This is a genomic window from Actinoplanes sp. HUAS TT8 (assembly GCF_051380535.1).
Taxonomy (GTDB): domain Bacteria; phylum Actinomycetota; class Actinomycetes; order Mycobacteriales; family Micromonosporaceae; genus Actinoplanes.
The window spans coordinates 500,895-522,964 of sequence record NZ_CP195646.1 but is presented as its reverse complement, the minus strand read 5'-3'; the positions used below and the strand labels follow the sequence as shown (position 1 = coordinate 522,964).

17 protein-coding genes are annotated in these 22,070 nt (G+C 70.7%); 13 read left to right on the top strand and 4 right to left on the bottom strand.

From position 1 onward, the window contains the following. Nucleotides 1-19: 19 nt before the first annotated feature. Nucleotides 20-904: an AraC family transcriptional regulator gene (locus ACSHV8_RS02215; protein WP_436528853.1), complete on the bottom strand. Its 885-nt coding sequence runs from the start codon at nucleotides 902-904 to the stop codon at nucleotides 20-22. A gap of 112 nt (nucleotides 905-1,016) precedes the next feature. Between ACSHV8_RS02215 and ACSHV8_RS02210 the strand changes: the two genes are divergently transcribed. From ACSHV8_RS02210 to ACSHV8_RS02170, 9 genes are all read left to right on the top strand, one after another. After that, nucleotides 1,017-1,781 carry an SDR family NAD(P)-dependent oxidoreductase gene (locus ACSHV8_RS02210; RefSeq protein ID WP_436528851.1) on the top strand — a complete coding sequence of 255 codons (765 nt, stop codon included), beginning with the start codon at nucleotides 1,017-1,019 and terminating at the stop codon, nucleotides 1,779-1,781. A gap of 1,010 nt (nucleotides 1,782-2,791) precedes the next feature. Further along, nucleotides 2,792-4,489, top strand: a complete 1,698-nt coding sequence (locus tag ACSHV8_RS02205; RefSeq protein ID WP_436528849.1) for a hypothetical protein — start codon at nucleotides 2,792-2,794, stop codon at nucleotides 4,487-4,489. 99 nt (nucleotides 4,490-4,588) lie between these two features. Then, nucleotides 4,589-6,295, top strand: a complete 1,707-nt coding sequence (locus tag ACSHV8_RS02200; protein WP_436528847.1) for a DEAD/DEAH box helicase — start codon at nucleotides 4,589-4,591, stop codon at nucleotides 6,293-6,295. A 169-nt stretch (nucleotides 6,296-6,464) separates the two neighbouring features. Next, nucleotides 6,465-6,851, top strand: coding sequence for a YbaB/EbfC family nucleoid-associated protein (locus ACSHV8_RS02195; protein WP_436528845.1), 387 nt, complete (start codon nucleotides 6,465-6,467; stop codon nucleotides 6,849-6,851). Continuing rightward, nucleotides 6,848-7,162 (top strand): type VII secretion target, encoded by a 315-nt coding sequence (locus tag ACSHV8_RS02190; protein WP_436528843.1) that lies wholly within the window; start codon nucleotides 6,848-6,850, stop codon nucleotides 7,160-7,162. The genes ACSHV8_RS02195 and ACSHV8_RS02190 overlap by 4 nt, the downstream gene beginning before the upstream one ends. Beyond that, complete coding sequence (locus ACSHV8_RS02185) at nucleotides 7,159-7,851, top strand: WXG100 family type VII secretion target (protein WP_436528841.1); 693 nt, start codon at nucleotides 7,159-7,161, stop codon at nucleotides 7,849-7,851. The genes ACSHV8_RS02190 and ACSHV8_RS02185 overlap by 4 nt, the downstream gene beginning before the upstream one ends. Nucleotides 7,852-8,110: 259 nt before the next feature. Next, a complete protein-coding gene (locus tag ACSHV8_RS02180) occupies nucleotides 8,111-8,530 on the top strand; it encodes a hypothetical protein (protein WP_436536673.1) in 420 nt (139 codons plus the stop codon). A 10-nt stretch (nucleotides 8,531-8,540) separates the two neighbouring features. Further along, nucleotides 8,541-8,972 (top strand): SitI3 family protein, encoded by a 432-nt coding sequence (locus tag ACSHV8_RS02175; RefSeq protein WP_436528839.1) that lies wholly within the window; start codon nucleotides 8,541-8,543, stop codon nucleotides 8,970-8,972. Nucleotides 8,973-9,147: 175 nt separating this feature from the next. Next, a complete protein-coding gene (locus ACSHV8_RS02170; RefSeq protein ID WP_436528837.1) occupies nucleotides 9,148-11,028 on the top strand; it encodes a DNA/RNA helicase domain-containing protein in 1,881 nt (626 codons plus the stop codon). 39 nt (nucleotides 11,029-11,067) lie between these two features. On the opposite strand, the gene ACSHV8_RS02165 is transcribed toward ACSHV8_RS02170, so the two are convergent. The 3 genes from ACSHV8_RS02165 to ACSHV8_RS02155 all read right to left on the bottom strand — a co-directional run bounded on the left by ACSHV8_RS02165 (nucleotide 11,068) and on the right by ACSHV8_RS02155 (nucleotide 13,866). Further along, complete coding sequence (locus ACSHV8_RS02165) at nucleotides 11,068-11,664, bottom strand: GNAT family N-acetyltransferase (RefSeq protein ID WP_436528835.1); 597 nt, start codon at nucleotides 11,662-11,664, stop codon at nucleotides 11,068-11,070. Beyond that, nucleotides 11,664-13,073, bottom strand: a complete 1,410-nt coding sequence (locus ACSHV8_RS02160; RefSeq protein ID WP_436536671.1) for an APC family permease — start codon at nucleotides 13,071-13,073, stop codon at nucleotides 11,664-11,666. The genes ACSHV8_RS02165 and ACSHV8_RS02160 overlap by 1 nt, the downstream gene beginning before the upstream one ends. Before the next feature lie 109 nt (nucleotides 13,074-13,182). Then, complete coding sequence (locus ACSHV8_RS02155; protein WP_436528833.1) at nucleotides 13,183-13,866, bottom strand: GOLPH3/VPS74 family protein; 684 nt, start codon at nucleotides 13,864-13,866, stop codon at nucleotides 13,183-13,185. 157 nt (nucleotides 13,867-14,023) lie between these two features. Here ACSHV8_RS02155 and ACSHV8_RS02150 point away from each other — a divergent pair, with 157 nt between their 5' ends. Genes ACSHV8_RS02150 through ACSHV8_RS02135 form a run of 4 tightly spaced genes read left to right on the top strand, consistent with a single transcriptional unit; the run spans nucleotide 14,024 to nucleotide 22,068 of the window. Beyond that, complete coding sequence (locus tag ACSHV8_RS02150) at nucleotides 14,024-15,550, top strand: TIGR02677 family protein (RefSeq protein ID WP_436528831.1); 1,527 nt, start codon at nucleotides 14,024-14,026, stop codon at nucleotides 15,548-15,550. Then, nucleotides 15,547-16,869: a TIGR02678 family protein gene (locus ACSHV8_RS02145; RefSeq protein WP_436528829.1), complete on the top strand. Its 1,323-nt coding sequence runs from the start codon at nucleotides 15,547-15,549 to the stop codon at nucleotides 16,867-16,869. Before ACSHV8_RS02150 ends, ACSHV8_RS02145 begins: the two co-directional genes overlap by 4 nt. Nucleotides 16,870-16,882: 13 nt before the next feature. Beyond that, nucleotides 16,883-20,890 (top strand): TIGR02680 family protein, encoded by a 4,008-nt coding sequence (locus tag ACSHV8_RS02140; RefSeq protein WP_436528827.1) that lies wholly within the window; start codon nucleotides 16,883-16,885, stop codon nucleotides 20,888-20,890. After that, nucleotides 20,878-22,068: a TIGR02679 family protein gene (locus ACSHV8_RS02135; protein ID WP_436528826.1), complete on the top strand. Its 1,191-nt coding sequence runs from the start codon at nucleotides 20,878-20,880 to the stop codon at nucleotides 22,066-22,068. Before ACSHV8_RS02140 ends, ACSHV8_RS02135 begins: the two co-directional genes overlap by 13 nt. Nucleotides 22,069-22,070: the final 2 nt, after the last annotated feature.

The window sequence follows — 22,070 nt, the reverse complement described above, 5'->3', positions numbered from 1 at the left end:
GTGTGACCCGGCGCCGCCTTCAGAGCAGCGCCGGCTCCGCGCCTCGCCGGGCGGCGACGTCCTGGCTGGGCGCGGCGCCGAACTGGCGACGGTACTCCCGGCTGAACTGGGACGGGCTCTCGTAACCGACCTGCCGGCTGATCCCGGTCACGTCCCCGGGCCGGGTCGCCAGCAGCAGCCGCGCCTGCTGCAACCGGATCTGCTTCTGGAACTGGATCGGGCTCATCGCGGTCACTGCCTGGAAGTTGCGGTAGAACGCGGACACGCTCATCCCGGCCAGCCGCGCCAGCTCCTCGACCCGGAACGCCTCGTCGTAGTGGTCGCGGATCCAGCCCACGGCCCGGGCCACGTGGCTCAGGCCGCTGTCGGCCAGACCCATCTGCCGTACGGCCGCGCCCTGCTCCCCGGTGATCAGTCGCCACAGGATCTCCCGTTCGATCAGGGGCGCCAGCACCGACGCGTCCCGCGGATGATCGAGCAGCCGCACCATCCGGGTCACCGCGTCGAGCAGGTCGGCCGGCACGTCGCTGACCGCCAGCCCGGACGGTGTGCCCCCGCCGGCCGGGAACGCGGGCGCCCGCAGCAGCAGCTCGGCGACCACGGCGGGCCGCAGGATCATCCCGAACCCGAGGGCCGGCCGGTCCGCCCCGGCCTCGGTGAAGTGCCCGGTCACCGGCAGGTCGACCGAGGCGATCAGGTACTGCCCGTCGCGGTACTCGTACACCCGGTCGCCCAGCGCGAGCCGTTTCGCCCCCTGCGCGATGACCGCGAGGACCGTCCCGGTCATCGACGGCACCGGCGGGGCGGAGCGGGTGACCCGGGAGATCAGCACGTTGTCGACGGCGGTGCGCTGGTCGGGCCGGGCGTGCCGCTCCAGCAGTTCCCGCAGCTCGATGAAACTCACTCGGCGAGTAAAGCAGAATCAGGCAAGAGTGTGCCAGCATCGTTCTAACGTCCGTACTGCTCAGGCTGTTTTTATTGGTTGGTCGATGTACCGCCGATGAGAGGAACAAGCCATGATCACGCGCATCGCCATTGTCACCGGGGCCAGCTCCGGCATCGGGCAGAGCGCCGCCGTCCAGATCGCCCGGCGCGGCGCCGGCGTGATCCTCACCTACCAGGGCAACCGGTCCGGGGCGAAGGACACCGTCGCGCGGATCGAGCAGGAGGGCGGCACCGCCGTCGCGCTGCCGCTGGACGTCGGCCGCTCCGAGACGTTCGCGGACTTCCGCGACACCGTGGCCGCCACGCTGCGCGACACCTGGCAACGCGACACCTTCGATCACCTGGTCAACAACGCCGGGTCGAGCGGGATGGCCCCGTTCGCCGAGACCACCGAGGACATGTTCGACACGCTGATGCGGGTCCTGCTCAAGGGTCCGTACTTCCTCACCCAGACCCTGCTGCCGCTGCTCGCCGACGCAGGCACCATCGTCAACGTCGCCAGCAGCGCGGCCACGTTCAACGGGATGGAACCCGGCTACTCGGCCTACGGGACGATGAAGGGCGGCCTGCTCACCCTCACCCGATACCTGGCCAAGGAGCTGAGCCCGCGCGGCATCCGGGTCAACGCCGTCTCGCCCGGCTCGACCCGCACCCGCCTGGCCGACAACGCCTTCGAACGCTACCCGGAGGTGATTCCCGGTCTGGCCGCGCGGACCGCGCTGGGCCGCCTCGGCGAACCGGACGACATCGGCACCGCCGTCGCCGCCCTGTGCGGCACCGACCTGGCCTGGATCACCGCCCAGGACATCGAGGTATCGGGCGGTTTCAACCTCTGACCGGGTGGCGCCATGTGCCAGATAACGCGATCCTTCGTCGATTATCGGCTCGCCTCATTAGGATCGTCCCGTCCGGGTACGGATGGGGGTTGTAGGTGGGTTCGGAGCGGGACGAGCGGGAGCACTACCCGGGGCCGTGGGATACGCCGCCTCGGCGGGGCGCGTCCTCAGACGGGGAACCACCGCCGCCACCTGCGTCGCCGCCGCCTCGCTCTGACTCGGCTGATCCGCCGGCTCGGCCTTCGATCGCTCGGTCCGAGTCGGCGTGGTCACCGCCGGAACCCGACAAACCTCCGCCGGTGACCACGCCGGTCCCGTCGTCGAGTTCACTTCCGCGGTCCGGATCACCGCCGACCTCCGGGCCACCGCCGGCCGCCAGCCCGCCGCCGGTCTCCGGGCCGCCCGCGCGGAGCAATCCGTGGGCCGGGAGCGCACCGCCGAAGAAGCCCGTCGCTCCGCCGCCGGCCGCCCCTCCCCCGGCTCCTCCTCGCGGCGCCGCTGCTGCTCCCCCGGCTCCTTCTCGCCACGGCACGCCGGCTGTTTCTCGCGACTCCGCGCCCGCCGCGCCGGCCTCCCGCCGGGAATCCGCGCCGCCGGCGGTCACGTCCACTCCCGACCCGGCCGGGCCCTGGGTGCCGCCGCCCCGAAAGAGTGCTTCGCCACCCACCTCGCCGCCTGCTTCGGCGCCGGCGGGGACTCCGACGCCGGTTCCTCAGCAACGGACGCGGCGGGATGTCGAGCCGCCGTGGGCCGGGCCCGGGCCACGGACTCCGACGCCGCTCCAACCCCCGCCCCGGGCCCCGGAACCGATCACACCGCCGCCGCGCGCGCCGATGGTGCAGTTCACCCCCGAGATCCCCCGGCAACGGACGGCGCCGCCGCCACCTCCCCCACCTCCGGGATCTTGGACTCCGGCGGTGAGCCCGGCTCCGTCCGTACCCCCGAGGGAAAGCGCCATCGCAGCGGCGCCGGAATCGCGTCGCACACCTTTCCTGCTGATCGGCCTCGCGTTGTTTCTGGCTCTTGCCGCCGCCGGCGGCCTGGTTTATCTGCGCACGCGTGACGATCCGGGACCGAAGCCGGCGATCGCCGCGGCGCAGGCGGCAACGGCTCTGCGCGACCAGGACGCCACCGCGCTGAAAGCGACCTATTTCGACCAGAAGGGATTGGACGTCACCGGCGATCTGACCATTCTGAAGGGCGGCGACACCACCGGCACGCTCACCGATTCCGGCGGCGGGAAGGCCGAATACCTCGCCTCCGGCGAGAATGCCGAGGTCCGCGGCGATCAGGCTTGGTGGGCACGTCGCGATCCGGCCCGCCTCGGCATTCTCAACAACAATTGGGTACGTCCTGAAGGTTATGCCTTCCCGATGGAGAGCAACGGTCTGGACCCGGATGCACTGGCCGGAATGGTCGATTGGGTTCGCAACGGTGGGGCGCCGGCCGACGACGTGAATACGGTGGCCGGTGTGCCGGTGGTCGGGATGCGGCGCGACGGGTGGACGGTGGCGTTCAGCCGCGCCCGGCCCTATCGGCTGGTGTGGTTCGGCGGGCCGCTGCGGGAGGGCACGCCGATCGGTTCGGCCGGCGAGACGACCGCGGCGACACCGCCGTACATAAGCGCTCTGGTCAATGTTCCTCCGGGCGACGTGAAAAAGGTCAGCCTCCCGGAGAACGCCCTGGTCGAGGAGAAGACCGCGGCGAAACTGCCGGCTTTCGACGTGACCGTCAACGCGACCACCTGCAAGACCGTGACCTGCACCTGGACGGTGACGGTCAAGAACGTCGGCGCCGCCGCCGGTGCCGCCACGGTGATCGCCTCGGTGACCCCCGGAATGACCAGGACCCAGGTCAAGTCGCTGGGCACGATGGCGCCGGGCGATTCCCGGACGACGACCACGTTCAGTTTCCCGAATCCGGCCCCGACCAACAAGAACGTGCCTGCGGACTATCGCGCCGAGGTGTACTCCCCCGAACTGCACGGCGACAATCTCAAACTGATGCGGCAGTTGCAGGAGAAGGGCCTGGTTCCCGGCCGCTCTCCGGTTCTGAGCCGGCTCGATCCCAGCCAGGCCACGGCGATGCTGTTCACCCTGGACGCGATGGCCGACTACCCGAAATTCGACCCGGACAAGGCCCTCGACGCGACCGAGAACGCGGTGAATCTGGGATTGTTGCCGGAGCTCGGCGAGCTGGTCCGCTCCCGCCGGATCGAGAATCCGCCGATTCTCTACACCAAACTGCAGGACATCATTTTCGAGTACGACACGGGCGCGCCCGGAACACCGGTGAAGGAGAAGACCGGGAACCGCCGGCAGTTGCAGATCGCCGCCTCGGTCCTGCGCGAGGACCCGGACGCGACGATCGCCTTCGACAAGGACGGCGTCGATCTGCTGGTCCACAGCACGCAGCGCAAACTGATCGCCATCCAGACCAAGGCGATCAGCAGCGATTCCATCGGCGCCAATGTTCGCGGTGCGGTGAAGGAACTCTCCGAGCACGCCCCGGCCCGAAGTCAGCACGTGGTGTATCTGTACGTGGACGCGGGCGCCGGTTTCCCGCACGCGGCCGGCCGCGATTGGTTCGACGCCCAGTTGAAACCGTTGAGTTCCGAGCTGTGCCACGGCGGCGCCGACGAGGTGGTGATCGTCAACCAGACCGGCACGCAACGGTGGTCCCAGGACCAGATCCCGGGCTGCCGCTGAGACCCGATTCACCGTCACCGGATACCGCGAAGGGGTTGCTGGATGTGGCGTGGATCGCCCGATGTGCGGATCGGTGGGTGAACTCCGTATCCTGCCCCCATGGACGAAGACCCCGCTACCAGCACCGATACAGGCTTCGCCGAGCTGGGGCTACGTCCCGAACTGCTGCGTGCGCTCGCTGACCTCGGCTATGAGGAGCCGACGCCGATCCAGCGGGAGGCCATCCCGCCCATCGTCGCCGGTCATGACCTGGTGGGACAGGCCGCTACCGGGACCGGAAAGACCGCCGCGTTCGCGCTGCCGCTGCTGCAGGGCCTGGTGCCCGGCGCCGGTGATGCGCCGACGTCGCTGGTGCTCGTGCCGACGCGCGAACTCGCCGAGCAGGTGTCGCAGGCCGTGTATCGGTACGGGCGTGACCTCAACGTGCGGGTCCTCCCGGTGTACGGTGGCCAGCCGATCAGCCGCCAGCTGCAGGTCCTGCGGCGGGGCGTGGACGTGGTCGTCGGCACCCCGGGCCGGATCCTGGACCACATCGAGCGGGAGACGTTGCGTCTCGACGCGGTTCGGACCGTCGTACTGGATGAAGCCGATGAAATGCTCGACATGGGCTTCGCCGAGGACATCGAGGCGATCCTGACCGAGACGCCCACGGAACGGCAGACCGTGCTGTTCTCGGCGACCATGCCGCCGCGGATCGACGCGATCGCCCGCCGGCACCTGCGGGAGCCGATGCGGATCCGGATGGGCAAGGAGACCACGGCGGCCGACGCGCTGCCGTCGGTGCGCCAGAGTGCCTACCTCGTCGCGCGCCCCTACAAGACCGCCGCGCTGGGCCGCGTGCTCGACGTCGAAGCGCCCACGGCGGCGATCGTCTTCTGCCGTACGCGGGAAGAGGTCGACGAGGTCACGCAGAGCCTGAACGGGCGCGGGTATCGCGCCGAGGCGCTGCACGGCGGCCTCAGCCAGGACCAGCGTGACCGGGTGATGGGTCGCCTGCGCGCCGGCACCACCGAACTGCTGGTCGCCACCGACGTGGCCGCCCGCGGCCTGGACGTCGAACAGCTGACCCACGTGATCAACTACAACGTGCCGTCCGCCCCGGAGGCGTATGTGCACCGCATCGGCCGGGTCGGCCGCGCCGGCCGCACCGGCGCCGCGATCACCCTGGCCGAGCCGCGCGAGCAGCGGATGCTCAAGGCCATCGAACGGCTCACCGGCCAGCGGATCGTCCTGGAGAAACTCCCGACCGTCACCGACCTGCGCGCCCGGCGCCTGGAACTGGTCCGCACCACGGTCCAGAACGCGATCGACGCCGACGACCTGGACCGATTCCGGTCGGTGCTGGACTCGCTGACCGAGGACGCCGACGTCGAGCAGGTCGCGCTGGTCGCCCTGAAGCTGCTGCACGAGGCGAACGGCGGCGACGTCGACGAGCCGGAGATCCCGACGATCTCGCCGCAGCGCGAACGCGAGCCGGTCAACCGCGCCGAACGCCGCACGTCGAGCGGACCCGGCGGCGGCCGGTACGACGACCGTGGACCGAACCGCGGCCGCTCCGGTGGCGGCCCGGTGACCCGGGTGTTCGTCGGACTCGGCCGGCGCGCCGGGCTGCGGCCGCAGGACCTGGTCGGGGCCATCGCCGGGGAGGCCGGGCTGCCGGCCCGCGACGTCGGGGCGATCCAGATCACCGACCGGTTCTCGCTGGTCGAGGTGCCGGAGGCGGAGGCCGACCGGGTCATCCGCGCGTTGAGCCACAGCACGATCCGGGGCCGCCGCCCGACAGTTCGCCGGGACCGGCCCAACTAGGCCGGGCCAACGGTGTGGTTCCGGTTCCACGGGACCACACCGTTCACTCCCTGTAGTTATCCACAGGCAGCAAATTCCTTGTCGCAGCGTGAATCGCGTTCGCCTAGCTTGAAACCGGCCGGCCGGCCTTCGGTTTCTTCCTTGCGCATCCGTTCACGAAGGAGTTCGCATGCCCTCGAATGTGGAGCCGCTGCTCGAACCCGGCATGGCCCTGGACCGCATCGCCGCCTGGCGCGACGACATCGACGCCCTGGTCACCCGGACCCGCGCGATGAGCGACCGGCTGTCCGTGTTGCGGGTCACCACCCGTGATCCCCGCCGCCTGGTCGAGGTGACGATCGACTCGCAGGGCGCGCTGATGGACATCCGCTTCGGCCCCGACGTGGCCCGCCACGACCCGGACGTCCTCGCCCGCACCGTGATGTCCACGCTGCGGGACGCCCGGCGTCAGGCTGCCGAGCAGACCCGGCGCATCATCCTGGACAGCATCGGCCCCGACTCGGTGGCGGCCCGCGAGATGCTGTCCCGCCTCCCGTCCGTGGAGGGCCGGCCGTGACCGACGGTGTGCAGGTCGACCCGGATCAGATCCGCCGGCACGCCGGCAACCTGCGCTCGTTCCAGGCCCGCTTCGACGCCGTCCAGGCCGCGAGCTCGTCGATTACCCAGGATGCCGGCGCTTTCGGTCTGCTGTGCAGTTGGCTGCCGGCCGTTCTCGCGGCGCGGCACCGCCGGCAGGAGGAACTGACCGACTACGTCGCGGAGAACCTGGAACTTTTGGCCGGCGACCTGCACGCGGCCGCTGCGGAGTACGAATCGACCGACTCCCGGTCGGCGGCCACCATCCGTACCGCCGGCGGTCTCCGATGACCTCCCTGGTCGCCGCACCGGCCGCCCCGGCCGCGGCCACCGATGCCACGATGATCGGCGACATGCAGGAACTGGTCGCCGAGATCCGCGGCGGCGAATGGGTCGACACCTTGCTGACCGGCGCGACCACCGGCATCAGCGTGGCCTCGGCCGCCGTCGACCCGCTCGGCACCCTGCTGGCCAACGGGCTGGCCTGGGCGATGGAGTATTTCGAGCCGCTGCGCCACATGCTCGACGAGCTGACGGGTGCGCCGGAGAGGGTCGCGGCGCACGCCGCCACGTGGCAGAACATCGCCGCCGAACTCGACCACACAGCTGCTGACCTGCAGCGGTGCCTGAGCGGGGACCTGCTGGACTGGCAAGGCACGGCGTCGGCGGCCTATTCGTCGATGATGTCGCACAACGTGACGGCCATCGGCATCCTGAGCGGCACCGCCGCCGCCATGTCCGCGGCGACCGAGGCCGCCGGCAACCTGGTCCGATTCACCCGCGACATCGTCCGCGACCTGATAGCCGACCTGGTGTCCCGGGTCGTCGTCTGGGCGGTCGAGGCCATGGCCGTCATCACCATCCCGGCGGTGGCCGCCCAGATCGTGGTGGCGGTGGCAAAGTGGGGTGCGCGAATAGCCGGCTACACCACAGCCCTCACCACAAGCCTCACCAACCTCGCCGAACTAGTCGGCGGGTAGCCCGACCATGGCACGACCGAGAAGGTCCAAGGATGACGGTGGCCCGCCCAGCGGCCAGCGCCACCAGCCGACCAGGGGCACTGGGGCTCGCAAGATATCCGCGGGCCACGAGAACGCGAACCAGGCTGGCCATGGCGGCCGCTCCCAGGCGGGCCAGTCCGGATCAGTCCCCCAGCGGTCGTCTGATTCGATCATTACCCCAGCAACCGGACAGATAGGTGGCGTGCCGGACGGCAAGAAATCAAAAATTGAAAATGCCATGGCCGAGGGGGATCGAAGATCCCTTGACCGAGAGAACGAGGTCGCCGACTTACTGGCCGAAAATGGCTATCGGATCAAGCAGAACCCCAACGGGGATGAGATAGCTAAAGCACGGCAGGAGCACGGCGATCTGGGGAGCCCGGTAAAATTGCCAGACTATCTGCTTGAAGGAAAGGTGTTCGACTGCTACTCGCCGAATCCGACCACGAGCGCCCGTAACGTCTGGAGCGAGGTAAGAGATAAGGGCAACGACGGACAGACCCAGCGTGTTGTCCTAGACCTCAAGGACTGGAGAGGCGACATATCAGCATTATGGAAGCAATTCCACGACTGGACACTTCCCAAGATCAAGGAGGTCAAGCTGATCACCCCTGACGAGCAAGTCCTTCAGATCATCCCCCACGCGAATAACACCTGAGAGAAGACTGATGGCACTCGAGTACCGCCTTCACGTCGCCAACCCAGCATCGGTTCGGGAGGTAGCCGCGAGGGCGTTCCCCGAACCCGATGAACGCCCGGTAGGCACACCACCCCTACTGACCGCTGACCTCAACGAGAAATACGGCTTCGGTGTCACGCTCTACGCCGGACAGGACGGCTATATCGAAGCCGATTCTGGCGACGGTATATGGGAATGGGAGCCCGCAGACTTCGTAAGGATTACTTTCCACATGAGAAAGGACGGCGAATTATTTTCGCCGCTGGCCGCGATGATCGCCGCGGTCAAACGGGTGCTGGATTCGGGATCTGAAGACGTCTCGCTGGACTTCAACGGGAACTGGCTAATCCTCACCCGGATCGATGGCGTCGTCACCAGACACAGGCAGGCCGACTGGTGGGACATTTACCGCCTTTCCTGAGAAGAGAATCATCCGGCCGGATAGTCGGACGAGTTCCTTCCACCGTCGCGTTGTAGCGGGACGTTGAGCGGGTCGCTACAGTCTGCGTTGTCCGTAAGCGGTCCGACAGGCTTCCGAACGCTGGATATGCCTCCCATCCGCACGATCGATTCGTGCTGCCCGGGGGCAACAGCAAATGTCGGTATTCCGCGTCTCCGCGGCCGGTCTTCTCCGTCTCGCCACCGAGGGCACCCTGGTGGACCGGATCGTCGAGGAGGTAGGGAACGTCGGCCCATCCGAGCGGAAGTCCTGGTCTCGCAGCCTCCCTGTGCTGGCGCAAGATCTCGCCGACGCCGGGTTGGATGACGTCGAGGTACTAATCGAGTACCAGCTTCCGCTGACCAGCCGCCGGGTCGACGCCGTACTCGCCGGGGTCCATCCAAGGACCGGCGAAGACTCGTTCGTGGTGGTCGAGCTGAAGCAGTGGTCCTACGCCACGCGCTACGAAGACTCGGACACGCTGGTCCATGTCGAACACGTCGCCCGGCCGCTGCTGCATCCGGGCATCCAGGTCAGCGAGTATTGCGAGTACCTGGTCGACTTCCTCGGCCTGCTCTCCGGCCACAACAACACGCTGCGTGGCGTCGCCTACCTACACAACGCAGTCGACCGGGACGTCGCCGAACTTCTCGACCGCCCGGTCGCCCAGCACAGCCAGATCTTTACGAAGCAGCGCCGAGGTGCCTTCCTCAACTATCTGCAGGCGTCCCTCGACTCCGCGAAGCCCGGCGCCGGCTCGGCCGACCGGTTCCTGTCGAGCACGGTGCGACCCAGCCGGCACCTGCTCTCGTACGCGGCGAGCGAGCTCAAGGGCCGCTCGCACTTCACACTGCTGGACGAGCAGCGGATCGCGTACGAACTGGTCCTGCACGCGGTGGAACGCGCCCGGGCCGCGGACAGTAAGCGGCTCGTCGTCGTGGCGGGCGGACCCGGCAGCGGCAAGAGCGTAATCGCGCTCAGCCTGCTCGGCGAACTCGCACGACAAGGCCGGACAGCCCTGCACGCCACCGGGTCTCGTTCGTTCACCCAAACACTGCGGCGCTACGCCGGTAAGGGTTCGACACGGTTGAAGAACATGTTCCTCTACTTCAACAGCTTCATGACCGCCGAACGCAACGGCATCGACGTGCTGATCTGCGACGAGGCGCACCGGATCCGGGAGACATCGGTCAACCGTTTCACCCGGTCAGCACAGCGACAGAGCGCCCGGACCCAGCTGGAGGAACTCGTCGCGGCGGCCCGCGTACCGGTCTTCCTGCTCGATGAGCACCAGGTCGTCAAGCCGGGAGAGCAGGGCAACGTGGAGATCATCACCGCGTACGCGAAGCGGAACGGCCTGGACATCAATGTGGTCTCTCTGCACGATCAATTCCGGTGCGGTGGTAGTGAGAAGTACGAGCAGTGGGTCTTGAATCTTCTCGGGCTACGCGGCGGTAAGCCTTCGACGTGGGTGGGCGACGGACGTTTCGATCTACGCGTGGCTTACTCGCCGCAGGAGATGGAGATGTTCCTCGCCGGGAAACAGGCTCTTGGTCAGAGCGCGCGAATGTCGGCCGGCTACTGCTGGCCGTGGAGCGACCCGAGACCAGACGGCACGCTGGTTGACGACGTCCGTCTCGGTGACTGGTCGCGACCGTGGAACGTCAAGAGCGACCGCAGTGTCGGCGACGCTCCCGGCAGCCCGTTCTGGGCGACCGATCCGAACGGTTTCAGTCAGGTCGGTTGCGTCTACACCGCACAGGGTTTCGAGTACGAATGGTCCGGCGTGATCATCGGCCCCGACCTGGTTGCCCGTGACGGCCGTCTGGTCACGCGTCGTTCCGAGTTCAAGGACCCGTCGTTCCGTAAATCGCTGCCGGACGACGAGGTCGACCGTCTCATCCGGAACACCTACAAGGTGTTGATGACGCGCGGGATGCGGGGCACGGTTCTGTATTCGGAGGACCTGGAGACGCGCGAGTTCCTGACTGACCTGATGCACGTAGTCCATGAGCCTGAAACCGTCTACGAGGGTTGAGCTGGGCCCCGCTACTGGAACACCAGTCTCCGAGACTCGCTAACGGGTTGGTGGATCGTCGTGAGCATCGGCACTGGTTCGCGTCATCGGGTGCAGGAGAGGCCCATCCGTGGTGATCCGGTAGGAGCCGAGCAGGCTGTAGCCGTGGCGGGCGTACAGCGCTTGGTTTCTTGAGCCGGTCGCCTCTAGGAAGGCGGGCCCACCCAGGCGGGTGTGGTGGTGGGTGAGCAGGGCTGAGCCGTGGCCGCGGGACTGGTGGGACGGGGTGACCGCCAGGAAGGCCAGGTAAGCGTGCGCCCCGTCCGGATGGTGGGCGGCCATCGCCCGGTCGAGGGTTTGGAAGCGGTGCAGCGCCGGCCCGGTGATGGCGGCCAACCGCTGGTCGTAGTTGTCGATCGGGCCGGCCGGCGTGTCGTACCAGAGCGCGCAGGCCGTGTCCTCGACGAGGTCGACGTGGCCGTGGGTGAGCGCGTGGGCCGCGAGCATGGCGAAGTACGGCGGGTAGACGCGGCGGCGCCGGCCGGGGTCGGGGATGAGCCAGTCGGCCAGGTCGCCGTCCTGGAAGGCGGCGGCGAGGATGCCGGTGACCGTGGTGAGGTCGGCGGCGGTGGCGCGGCGGATACCGGCTGGGCTCATCACCGGTCTCCGGCGCTGACGGCGGCGTCGATCACGGTGTGGTGGGCGCCGGCGCCGATGGCGGCATACACGGCCGGGCGGGCCGCTCGCAGGTAGAGAGCCCAGAGCATGCCCAGGACCGCGGTGACACCGAAAGCGCCCGGGAAGATCCATCGCCACGGTGACGACGGATCCACGCCGAGGAGCACGTGGAACTGCTGCAGGGTGATGACCAGGATCCAGCCGAGCGCGGCGGTGGCCAACGTCGGGGCGAGCAGGCCGCGGGCGGCGCCGACGGTGACACGGTTGCCCGGGCGCAGGAAGTAGCCGGCCACCGCGATGGAGGTGACCAGCATGAGGACGAGCACGCCGAGGCCACCGGTGACGGTGATCCAGAAGAACAGGTTGATCATCGGGTCCCAGCCGGCGTAGGCGTAGACGCCGAGCACGACGAGGGCGATGACGGTCTGGGTGATCGACGCGATCTGCGGGGATCGGCTGCGCACGCTGGTGCGGGCCAGGGCGCGGGGCAGCACGCCTTCACGGCCGAGGGCGAAGAAGTAGCGGGCCGCGGTGTTGTGGAAGGACAGCAGCGCCGCGAACAGGCTGGTGATGAAGAGCAAATGCCCGAGAACAAGCAAAGACGAGGGTACGTACGGCGCGGCCAGGTCGAAGATCAGTTCGGTGCCGTGCTCGGTGGCGGCGGCGACGATGTTGCCGGGGCCGACCGCAACGGTCATGGCCAGGGCGCACAGGCTGTAGAGGACGCCGATGACGGCCAGCGCGATGTAGGTGGCCCGGGCGACCGTACGCTGCGGATCCTTTGATTCCTCGGAGAAGACGGCCGTGCCCTCGAAGCCGACGAATCCGGTGATGGCGGTGACCAGCACCGCGCCGATCCCGGCGGTGAACAGCTGGTCCGGGGAGATCGCGGTGAGGTCGAGGCGGCCGCCGGCCGGATGCGTGACGTGCACGGCGGCGAGGACGAGGGCGACGCCGATCTCGCCGATCAGCAGGGTGGCCAGGACGCGGCCGTTGAGGTCGACGCGGCGCACCCCGAGCAGCCCGACGACCGCCCACCCGGCCAGCGCGCACAGCCACCAGGGCACCGACCAGCCGGTGTGGGCGTCGATGAAGTCGGCGCTGACCTGGCCGAACCCGCCGTAGAGACCGATCTGCATGGCGTTGTAGGCGAGCACGGCCACGGCCGACGCGCCGACGCCGGGCACCCGGCCGAGCCCGTGGGTGACGTACGTGTAGAAGGCTCCTGAATTGACGACCTGGCGCGACATCGCCACGTAGCCGACCGAGAAGACCGCGAGCACGAGGGCGACGAGCAGGTAGCCGATCGGGATGCCGATGACGCCGGTGACCGCCCAGCCGGTGGTGGCGCCGCCGGCGATGACGGTCAGCGGTGCGGCGGCGGCCATCACGATGCAGACGACCGGCCACACGCCGAGGCGGCCGGCCGCGAGGGTCTGCTCGATCGTGTTACGCGAGGGGTGGTGGGACACGGAGATACTCCCGGGAGAAGAAGGGTCAGCTGATCGCGACGGCGTTGCCGACGAGCCGGTCGAGGTGGCGCAGCAGGGTGGGGATCGGTGGCCGGGTCCGCCGGCTGTCGTGCCCGAGGCGCCGGATGACGTGGGCCGGGCTGCTGAACACCCGGCGGTAGACGCCGGTGGACAGGCAGAGCCCGACCAGCACCTGGTCGAACGCGTCGAAGGCGTAGCCGCGCTCGGCCACCGTGTTCAGGCGGGCGGTGGTCCAGTAGGCCTTGTTGTTGTCGGTCGGCGCGTAACCGCTGCGGGGCGGCCCGAACAGCCGCCGGCGCGGCACCTCGACGAGGTCGCCGGAGCGGATCAGCCGGCGGGCGACCTGCTCGTACACATTGAACTGGCGGGCCGACAGGTAGCGCAACCAGTCGGGCACCGGCACCGGGTCGGGCTGGCTCAGGATCTCGGTGAGCACGGTGTGCGCGAGCGCGTCGGGCGGCGGGCGTTGCCCAGTGATCAGCAGCCGGTCGCCGTCGACGGTGAGGTAATCCATGGTCGACAGCTCGGCCAGCAGGGCACAGGCCAGCCCGACGGCGATGAGGTCGTGATCGACGCAGAGCTTGGGCCCGTCGTGGGCCAGGCGGAAGAGATCGTCGGCGAGGAGCGGCCATCGACCGACCTCACGCACGGGCGGGTATCCGGACATGTCCCCGTCTTTCGTGGTCATCGATGCAAGGGGTGACGCCCGACAACCTTACGCACGACTATTTCTGCACGACAAGGGTGAATGTGCGCAGGCCCGGGGTTCACCCGACCGGGTTCCGGACTGGGTGGATCATCGGATGCCTCGATAGGCTGAAACCGATTCCTCGGAGAGGGCGTGCATGGCGGGATCGTTCGGGCTGGATGACTTCGGGGTCGACGACCGGTTGCGGCTGTTCTCCTATGTGAACGCGGACAACCGGGTCGCCTACCTGTGGTTGCTGCGCGCCTTCGAGAGCGCCCGCAACAGCTACCAGGTCGTGCTGCACACCTCCGAGGTCCAGGCCGCACTGAACGGCCTGGCCGACGTACATCCGGAATGTCCGGATCCGGCGACGCTGGAGCTGCCGCGGCTGCTGGACGCGCTGGTCGAGTGGGGTGTGCTGGACCGCAGTCAGGACGGCGCGCGGGCCGCGACACTGGCCGAGTACCGGAATCGGCACTCGGTCTACCAGTTCACCGAGGCCGGTTATCGCGCGCATCGCGCGGTGGAGAGTGTGCTCGCGGCCGGGCTCGACGACAGCACGCTGTCGCGGCTGGTCTTCGCGGATCTGCTCGCCGACCTCAAGGCGCTGCGGGACGCGAACGAGAGCGGGGACGCCGAGGAGGTCTACCGGAAGCTGAACCGGCTGGACCGGGCCCTGGCCGACGTGGCCGAACGCGCGGCGCGTTTTTATCACATGCTCGGGGATCTGGGCCGCACTCACGACGTACGCCCGGAAGTGTTCTTGAATCACAAGGATGCTCTGCTGGCTCATCTGCGGGACTTCCACGACGAGTTGCAGCGGTACACGCCGCGCCTGCGCGAGGCGGTGGCCGAGGCCGAGGCGACCGGGCTGGAGCGGATGATCGAGGCGGCCGCCGAGGCCGACGATCGGTTGTTCGCCACGCCGGCCGAGCGGCTGGCCGACTGGCGGCGGCGGTGGGCGGGTCTGCGGTCGTGGCTGGCGCCGGCCGGTGACGCGCCGAGCGAGGCGGAGCGGCTCGGGGGCGCGACGATGGCCGCGATCGGGGACGTCCTGGCGCTGCTGCGGCGGGTGACCGAGGCGCGCCGGGGTGGGGTGAGCCGGGAGTCGCAGCTGCGGCATCTGGCGGCGTGGTTCACCGGGGCCGGGTCGGAGCCGGCCGCGCACGCGATCTTCGAGGTGGTGTTCGGGCTGGGCGGGCCGCGGCACGCCGGGGTGGCCTACGCCGATCCGGAGGCCATCGCGGGCCGGTTGTCCTGGTGGGATGCTCCGGCGGTGGAGTTGTCCCGGTCGCTGGTGCAGTCGGGGCGGATGCCCGGTCAGGGCAACGGGCGGCCGGCGCGCATCGATCGGTCGGAGACCTCGCGGCGGATGCTGCGGGAGCGGCAGGTGGCCGAGGAGCGCCGCCAGGCCGACGCGGCGGCGCGACTGGTCGCGATCGAGGACGTGGAGCTCGACGACGCCCAGGCCGGCGCGTTGCGGCGGTTGCTGGACATCGCGCTCTCGGCCCGCACGGCCGGTCGCCGGGACACACCGCTGGCCGCGGCGGCTTTCGGCGTACGGCTGACGTTGACCCCGTGTCCGGGAAGGTTCAGTACGGTGGTGACCCGGTCGGGCCGGCTGCACCTGGACGGTTACGAGTTGTCGGTGACGGCCGCCGGGCACACCGCGGTGGCCGCATGAGGTTCGCCGCCGAGGTCTCCGATCTGGAACTGGCCGACTACCAGCGGGCCGTGCGCCTGCTGCTGCGCCACCCGCTGATCACCGCGACGTTTCCCGACGAGAAAGCCCTTGCTCGCGTACGTCGTTTCGCGGCCGAGCTGCGCCGGGATCTGTCCGAGGCGTTCGGCTACCGGTTGGAGCTGCACGGCGCGACGGCCCGTCTCGTGCGCACCGCGGACCGGCTCGTCACCGACCGGCCGGCGCTGTCGCGCACCGGGCGGCCGTTCGACCGGCGGCGCTACGCGTACCTGTCGTTGTGCCTGGCCACGCTGGGCCGGGCCGGTATCCAGATCACCCTCAGCGAGCTGGCCGACGCGGTGTCCGGCGACGCGAACCGGATCACCGGGCTGGGCCTGGACCCGGACTCGGGCGCCGATCGGCGCGCGTTCGTCGACGCGGTCGCCTGGCTGGAGGAGCGGGGTGTCCTGCGGCTGGCCGACGGGTCGAGCTCGGCCTGGGCGAGTGATCCGGGTGCCGGGGAGGCGCTCTACGACGTGGCCCGGGACGCGGTGTTCGCCCTGTTCCGGCCGCCGCGGGTGCTGCAGCACATCGAATCGGTGACGGCACTGCTGGAGCGGTCGCTGAGCAGCAGCGGCAACGCCGAGCGGCGGGCCGCGGCGCAGGCGGCCCGGCGCAGCGTGCTGGAACGGCCGGTGGTGTACTTCGGCGACGTGAGCGCCGAGGTCGGCAACCACCTGCGGGGTCAGGCGCTGCCGGCCGATCTGTACCGGCTGACCGGGTTGCGCCTGGAGCGGCGGGCCGAGGGCGTGCTGCTGGTCGACACGGCGGGCTGGTCGGCCGAGCGGTTCCCGGGCACCGGCAGTGTGGCGCAGGCGGCGGTGCTGCTGGCCGTCGCGATCGCCGAGCGGGTGGCCGATCCGGACGGTCGCAAGGCGCGCCGGATGCCGATGCCCGATCCCGGCGAGGAGCACGTCAAGCTGGTCGCCCAGGTGGATGCCGGCCTGCCCGCGGGCGTGCCGATGCCCGGCGACGATCCGCAGCCGGCCGCGACGGTGGAGGACGACGAGGCCGGTGAGACCCGGCTGCCGTTGATCACCGACAGTTTCCTGCGCGAGGCCACCGCGGACATCCTGCGCTCGTACGGGTCGGCGTTCGGCGCGGCCTGGCACGCGGATCCGGAGCGGCTGCGGGCGGAGGCGGTGGCGCTGCTCGTACGCTTCGACGCGGTGGCGGCGGTGCCCGGCGGCGTGCTGGCGCGCCCGCTGATCGGTCGTTATCGCAGCACGAAAGCCCAGGTCAAACAGCGCACGCTGTTCTGAAGAAGGAATCTCGTTGGCACGTTTCGCCCCCACCCGCGCCGGGATCGTCAACCTCTGGGACTACCGGGACGAGGAGTTCCTGTTCGTCGACGGCTGGCTGGTGCTGCGCGGCCCGAACGGGTCCGGCAAGACCAAGGCCCTCGAGGTGCTGTTCCCGTTCGTGCTGGACGGGCGGATCGAGCCGCGGCGGCTGAACCCGTTCGCCGGTGAGGACCGGACGATGAAGTCGAACCTGCTCTACCGCGGGCAGGAGTCGTCGTACGCCTACGTCTGGATGGAGTTCGGCGACGGCGAGTCGTTCGTGACCGTCGGCATCGGGTTGCGGGCGCACAAACACAACGACCGGGTGACCCGCTGGCACTTCGTGGCCGACGGCCGGGTCGGGGTGGATCTGTCGATTCTGGACGCCGACGACCGCCCGGTGTCGCGCCGCGACCTGATCGACCGGCTGGGACCGGACGCGGTCCGGGACTCGGCCGAGGAGTACCGGCATCTGGTCGACGCGCGACTGTTCGGGCTCGGGCCGGCCCGGTACGAGCAACTGCTCGACCTGGTGCTGACCCTGCGGAAGCCGCAGCTGGCGAAGGATCTCAACCCGGTGGAGCTGTCCCGGACCCTGCAGCGCGGGCTGCGACCGGTCGAGGATCATCTGCTGGTCGAGGCGGCGCGCTCGTTCGACGACATGGAGGCGGTCGCCCGTACCCTCGAAGGGTTGATCGCCGCCGATGGCGCGACCGGCGCGTTCCTCGGGGTGTACGCCACCTACCTGCGAACTCATGCGCGGTCGGCGGCCGATGCGCTCACCACACGCCGCGACGCGGTCGGTGAGCGGCGAGGCCGGCTGGCCGCTGACCGGGAGTCGGAACGGGTCGCGCAGGAGCGGGCCGACGCTGCCGAGCAGCGGCTGCGGGCCGCCGAGGGTGAGCCGGGGCGGCTGCGGGCGCACCTGGAACGGCTCAAGGGGTCGGCCGCCTACCGGTCGCACGAGCAGCTCGCCGACCTGGAACGGCACGTGCACGACCTCGCGGCGCAGGCCGGCCGCGAGGAGCAGACGGTCGAGGCGGAGGTCGCGACGGCCGGGCGGCGGCGGGCGGAATCGGTCACGGCCGCCGCGGCCGCACGGGACGCCCAGGCTCGGATCGGACGGTTGGGGGCCGATCTGGCGGGTGAGGCGGAGACCGGCGGGATCGAGTGGCGGGCCGGGGACGCGGACGCCGACGGGCTGGCGACCCGGCTTTCGGCGCGGACGCAGGCGCGGCGGGCCGACGTGGTCGCAGTACGTGCGCTGGCCGACCGGTTCGCCGAGGCCGAACGTGAGCACGTGCGCGCGGCCGAGGCCGACCGGGACACGAAGGCGGCCGTGGACCAGGCGCTCGCCGACGAGACGGCGGCCGAGGAGCGGCTGCGGGAGGCCGTCGACCGGACGGTCGGTGAGGTCCACGCGTGGGGCGCCGCGCACGCGGACCTGCTCGCCGGGCTGGAACTGACCGGCCTGCCGGAACAGCTGGCCGTGGTGGTGGCGCAGGCGCCGTCGCTGCGGGACCTCTACAACGCGCGGGTCGAGGCGCCGGCCGGGGCGATCCGGGACGAGATCTCGGCGCTCGGCAGCCGGGCCGACCAGCTCGGATCCGAGCGGGCGGCGGTGCGGGCCGAGCGGGCGGCGATCGCGGCCGAGCACGACGACGCTCCCCCGCCCTCACCGACCCGGCCGGCACCCCGTGCGGGTCGCGTCGGTGCGCCGTTGTGGCAGCTGGTGCGGTTCGCCGACGACGTGCCCGAGGCGGACGCGGCCGGGATCGAGGCCGCGCTGCACGCGTCCGGCCTGCTCGACGCGTGGGTGCACCCCGCCTCGGACGAGCCCGGTGAACACGACGCCTATCTGCGGGCCGGTGCCCCGGTCACGGGCGACACCCTGGCCGGGGTGCTGGTGGCCGAGGAACAGGAGATGGTGCCGGCCGGCCGGATCGCCGCGGTGCTCGCCGGGATCGCGCTGGGTGATCTGACCGGCCCGTCCGGGATCGCCGGTGACGGACGGTGGGCGCAGGGCAGCGGGGTCGGGCGGTTCGCCAAGGAGCGCCCGGAGTACATCGGGGCGACCGCCCGGGCCGTGCGCCGCGCGGCTCGCCTGGCCGATTGCGATCAGCGGCTGGCCGCACTCGACACCGCGATCATCGCGGTCGGGCAGGAGCGGGCGGAACGCCGGGAACTGCTGGCGCGGGTCGAACGGGCCGGCGCGGCGCTGCCGCCGAGGACCGCGATCCTGGACGCCGAGCGCAAGGCCGACACGGCCGCGACGATTCTGCGCGTACGGCGGGAGACCGCCCTCGACGCCGCCGGAAAACTCGACGCGGCCGTGGCCGAGCAGGCGTCCGCCGCGGCCGGGCTGCGCCGCGCGGTCGCCGAGCGGTCGCTGCCGGTGGACCGTCTCGATGCGACGAAGGACGCGCTGGACCGGTTCGCGACGCTCGGCATCGAGCTGCGGCACGCCCACGAGAACGCGGACCGGACGAACGAGCAGGCCGAACAGGCCGCCGACCGGCACACCGAGGCCGAGCTGCGGGCCGAGACGGCGGCGGGGACGGCCCGCGAGGCACGGGCGCGGCACACCGAGAAGGACGAGGAACTGACCACGCTGCGCGCGGCGATCGGGGCCGAGGCGGCGCAGGTCCTCGCCGACGTCGCCGAGACCGAGCGAGCGGTGACGGCGGCCGAGACGACCCTGGCCGAGGTGCGGGACGCGCACAGCCAGGCGCGGGAGCAACGCGCCGCCGCGCGCGAGCGGGTGCGGGTTGAGGAGCAGGGTGTCGAGGAGGCGATCGGGGAGGCTCGGCGCGAGGCGGTGCGGTTGCGGCCGTACGCCCAATCGGATTTGCTGGGTTTGATGCGCTGCCCGGAGCACCTGCGCTGGCCGGTCGCGGACGACCCGGATCTTGATCTTGCGCCCGAGGTGGTCGCGCTGCACGAGGCGATCCTGTCCGCCACCCGCGACCTGACGCCCACCGAGAGCTCGCTGAAGCAGTCGGCGACCAGGCTGACCAGCGCGTTGACCGAGTTGCAGGCGCAACTGCCGGCGGCCGGGCTGGATCATCGGCCGGAGTGGGACACCGACGAGGGCGTGATCGTGGTACGGGTCGCCGACGAGCAGGGGATGACCCCGGTCGCACACTTCGCCCAGCGCATCGCCGGGGAACGCCGGGACCAGGAGCAGCTGCTGACCGAGGCGGAGCAGCGGGTCTTCGAGGACGCACTGCTGGGCCAGCTGGCCGGGCAGATCCATCGGCGCACGATCGAGGCGCGCGACCTGGTCGACGCCATGGACGAGCAGATGCGGGCACGGCGGATGTCGTCCGGGCTGACGGTCGGGGTCGGCTGGCGACTCGCCGACGACCTCGACCCGGAACAGCGCGAGGTGTGCAAGATGCTGGAGCGTGACCCGGCCCGGCTCGGCCCGGGACAGCTGACCACGCTGCGGCGCCACTTCGCGGCCCGGATCAAGCTGGCACGGGCGCAGGCGCCGGAGAAGCCGTACCGGGAACTGCTGGCCGAGGTGCTCGACTACCGGCAGTGGCGGGTGTTCGCGTTCGCCCTGCACCGGCCGGGCGGCACGACCGAGCCGCTGACCCGGGCCCGGCACAGCCAGCTGTCCGGCGGCGAGCAGTCGGTGTCGCTGCACCTGCCACTGTTCGCGGCCGCGAACGCGCTGTTCGGCTCGGCCCGGCCGGACGCGCCGCGGCTGCTCGGCCTGGACGAGGCGTTCGCCGGTGTCGACGACAACGGCCGCGGTGAGCTGATGTCGCTGGCCAAGCAGTTCGACCTGGACCTGTTCATGACCGGGTACGACCTGTGGGCCACCCATCCCGCGGTGACCGGGTGCGCGCACTACGACCTGTCGCACTCCACCGTGGAACACACGGTCTCGGCCGTGCTGCTGGTGTGGGACGGGACGATGAACATCGCCGATTTCGACGGCACCCTGGCCCGGGCGCTGGGCTCGCCGGAGACCCGCCGGTGCCCGGCCTGAGCACCGACCCGGGCTGGCGGCGGCTGCTGGCCGCGGCCCGGCGCAGCCTGGAACGCACCGGCGGCGCCCTGGACGGATCCGTGTCGCTGTCCGCCCCGGACGACGCCGAACGCCTGGTCGTGATCGGGGTGACCGGGGTGCACCGGCCGGCCGGTGTGGCCCGGGTGACCGTGCGGCTGGCCGAGCTGGACACGTTCCTGCGCGAGGCGCACGGGACGGGACTGGCCGAGACGGTCGGGCCGTTCCGGGACCGGCCCGGGGAACGGGCCCGGGAGGCCGTCGGCCGCGACGCCGTCCTCGCGCTGGCCGCGGCCAGCCGGCACGCCGGGCAGCCGTGGTATCTCGACTTCGTGGACGGCCTGCGGCGCGACGGGACACTGACCCGGATCGTCCGGGGCGGGCTGCCGTTCCCCGACGTGGTGGCCGCCCTGGACGCGCTGCCGGCCGACGACGAGCCGATGCCGGTCTTCGCCGAACGGGTGCTCGGCGACACCAAGGCCCTCGCCGACGGCCCGGTACGCGGGCTGGTGCTGCGCGCCCTGGCCGGCCGGCACGACGTGCCGCCGCCGGTGGGCGCGGAGCAGGAACGGACGCTGTGGGAACTGGCCGGGGTGGTGCCCGACGACCTGGCCAGCCAGGTGCTGGTGCTGAACCTGCCGGCCTCGGGGGGCCTGCTGGGCGACTGGCTGACCGGGGCCGCGGCGGCGCACGTACCGTTCCGGGTCACGCTGCACCAGCTCCGGCTGACACCACCGGTACTGGACCGGCCGGAGATCTTCGTCTGCGAGAACCCGGCGGTGCTGCGGGCGGTGGCCGGACGGGCGACCGCTCCGCTGGTGTGCACCGAAGGGGTGCCCTCGGCGGCCGTGCACCGGCTGCTCGCCGCGGCTCGGCCGGACACGGTGATCCGCTGGCGCAACGACTTCGACTGGGCCGGGGTGCGGATGACCGCGGCGGCGCTGGCCCGCTATCCGTCGGTCACACCGTGGCGGATGAGCGCGGCCGACTACGAGCGGGCCGTGGGCCCGGGCAGTGCCCTGCTGGGCCCTCCGGCCGGGACACCGTGGGATCCCGCGCTCGGTGAGACGATGCTCCGGCACGGGCGATCGGTCATGGAGGAGCGGATCCTCGACACCCTCGCGGGGGACCTGCTCGATCTTGGGTGCCGGATTGCCTAGAT

Excerpts from the sequence above, each read along its gene's own strand:
- ACSHV8_RS02195 (WP_436528845.1), top strand. The coding sequence starts at position 6,465 with ATGCCCTCGAATGTGGAGCCGCTGCTCGAACCCGGCATGGCCCTGGAC.
- ACSHV8_RS02185 (WP_436528841.1), top strand. The coding sequence starts at position 7,159 with ATGACCTCCCTGGTCGCCGCACCGGCCGCCCCGGCCGCGGCCACCGAT.
- ACSHV8_RS02175 (WP_436528839.1), top strand. The coding sequence starts at position 8,541 with ATGGCACTCGAGTACCGCCTTCACGTCGCCAACCCAGCATCGGTTCGG.
- ACSHV8_RS02165 (WP_436528835.1), bottom strand. The coding sequence starts at position 11,664 with ATGAGCCCAGCCGGTATCCGCCGCGCCACCGCCGCCGACCTCACCACG.
- ACSHV8_RS02160 (WP_436536671.1), bottom strand. The coding sequence starts at position 13,073 with ATGGCCGCCGCCGCACCGCTGACCGTCATCGCCGGCGGCGCCACCACC.
- ACSHV8_RS02150 (WP_436528831.1), top strand. The coding sequence starts at position 14,024 with ATGGCGGGATCGTTCGGGCTGGATGACTTCGGGGTCGACGACCGGTTG.
- ACSHV8_RS02180 (WP_436536673.1), top strand. The coding sequence starts at position 8,111 with ATGGCCGAGGGGGATCGAAGATCCCTTGACCGAGAGAACGAGGTCGCC.
- ACSHV8_RS02200 (WP_436528847.1), top strand. The coding sequence starts at position 4,589 with ATGGACGAAGACCCCGCTACCAGCACCGATACAGGCTTCGCCGAGCTG.
- ACSHV8_RS02145 (WP_436528829.1), top strand. The coding sequence starts at position 15,547 with ATGAGGTTCGCCGCCGAGGTCTCCGATCTGGAACTGGCCGACTACCAG.
- ACSHV8_RS02210 (WP_436528851.1), top strand. The coding sequence starts at position 1,017 with ATGATCACGCGCATCGCCATTGTCACCGGGGCCAGCTCCGGCATCGGG.
- ACSHV8_RS02155 (WP_436528833.1), bottom strand. The coding sequence starts at position 13,866 with ATGACCACGAAAGACGGGGACATGTCCGGATACCCGCCCGTGCGTGAG.
- ACSHV8_RS02170 (WP_436528837.1), top strand. The coding sequence starts at position 9,148 with ATGTCGGTATTCCGCGTCTCCGCGGCCGGTCTTCTCCGTCTCGCCACC.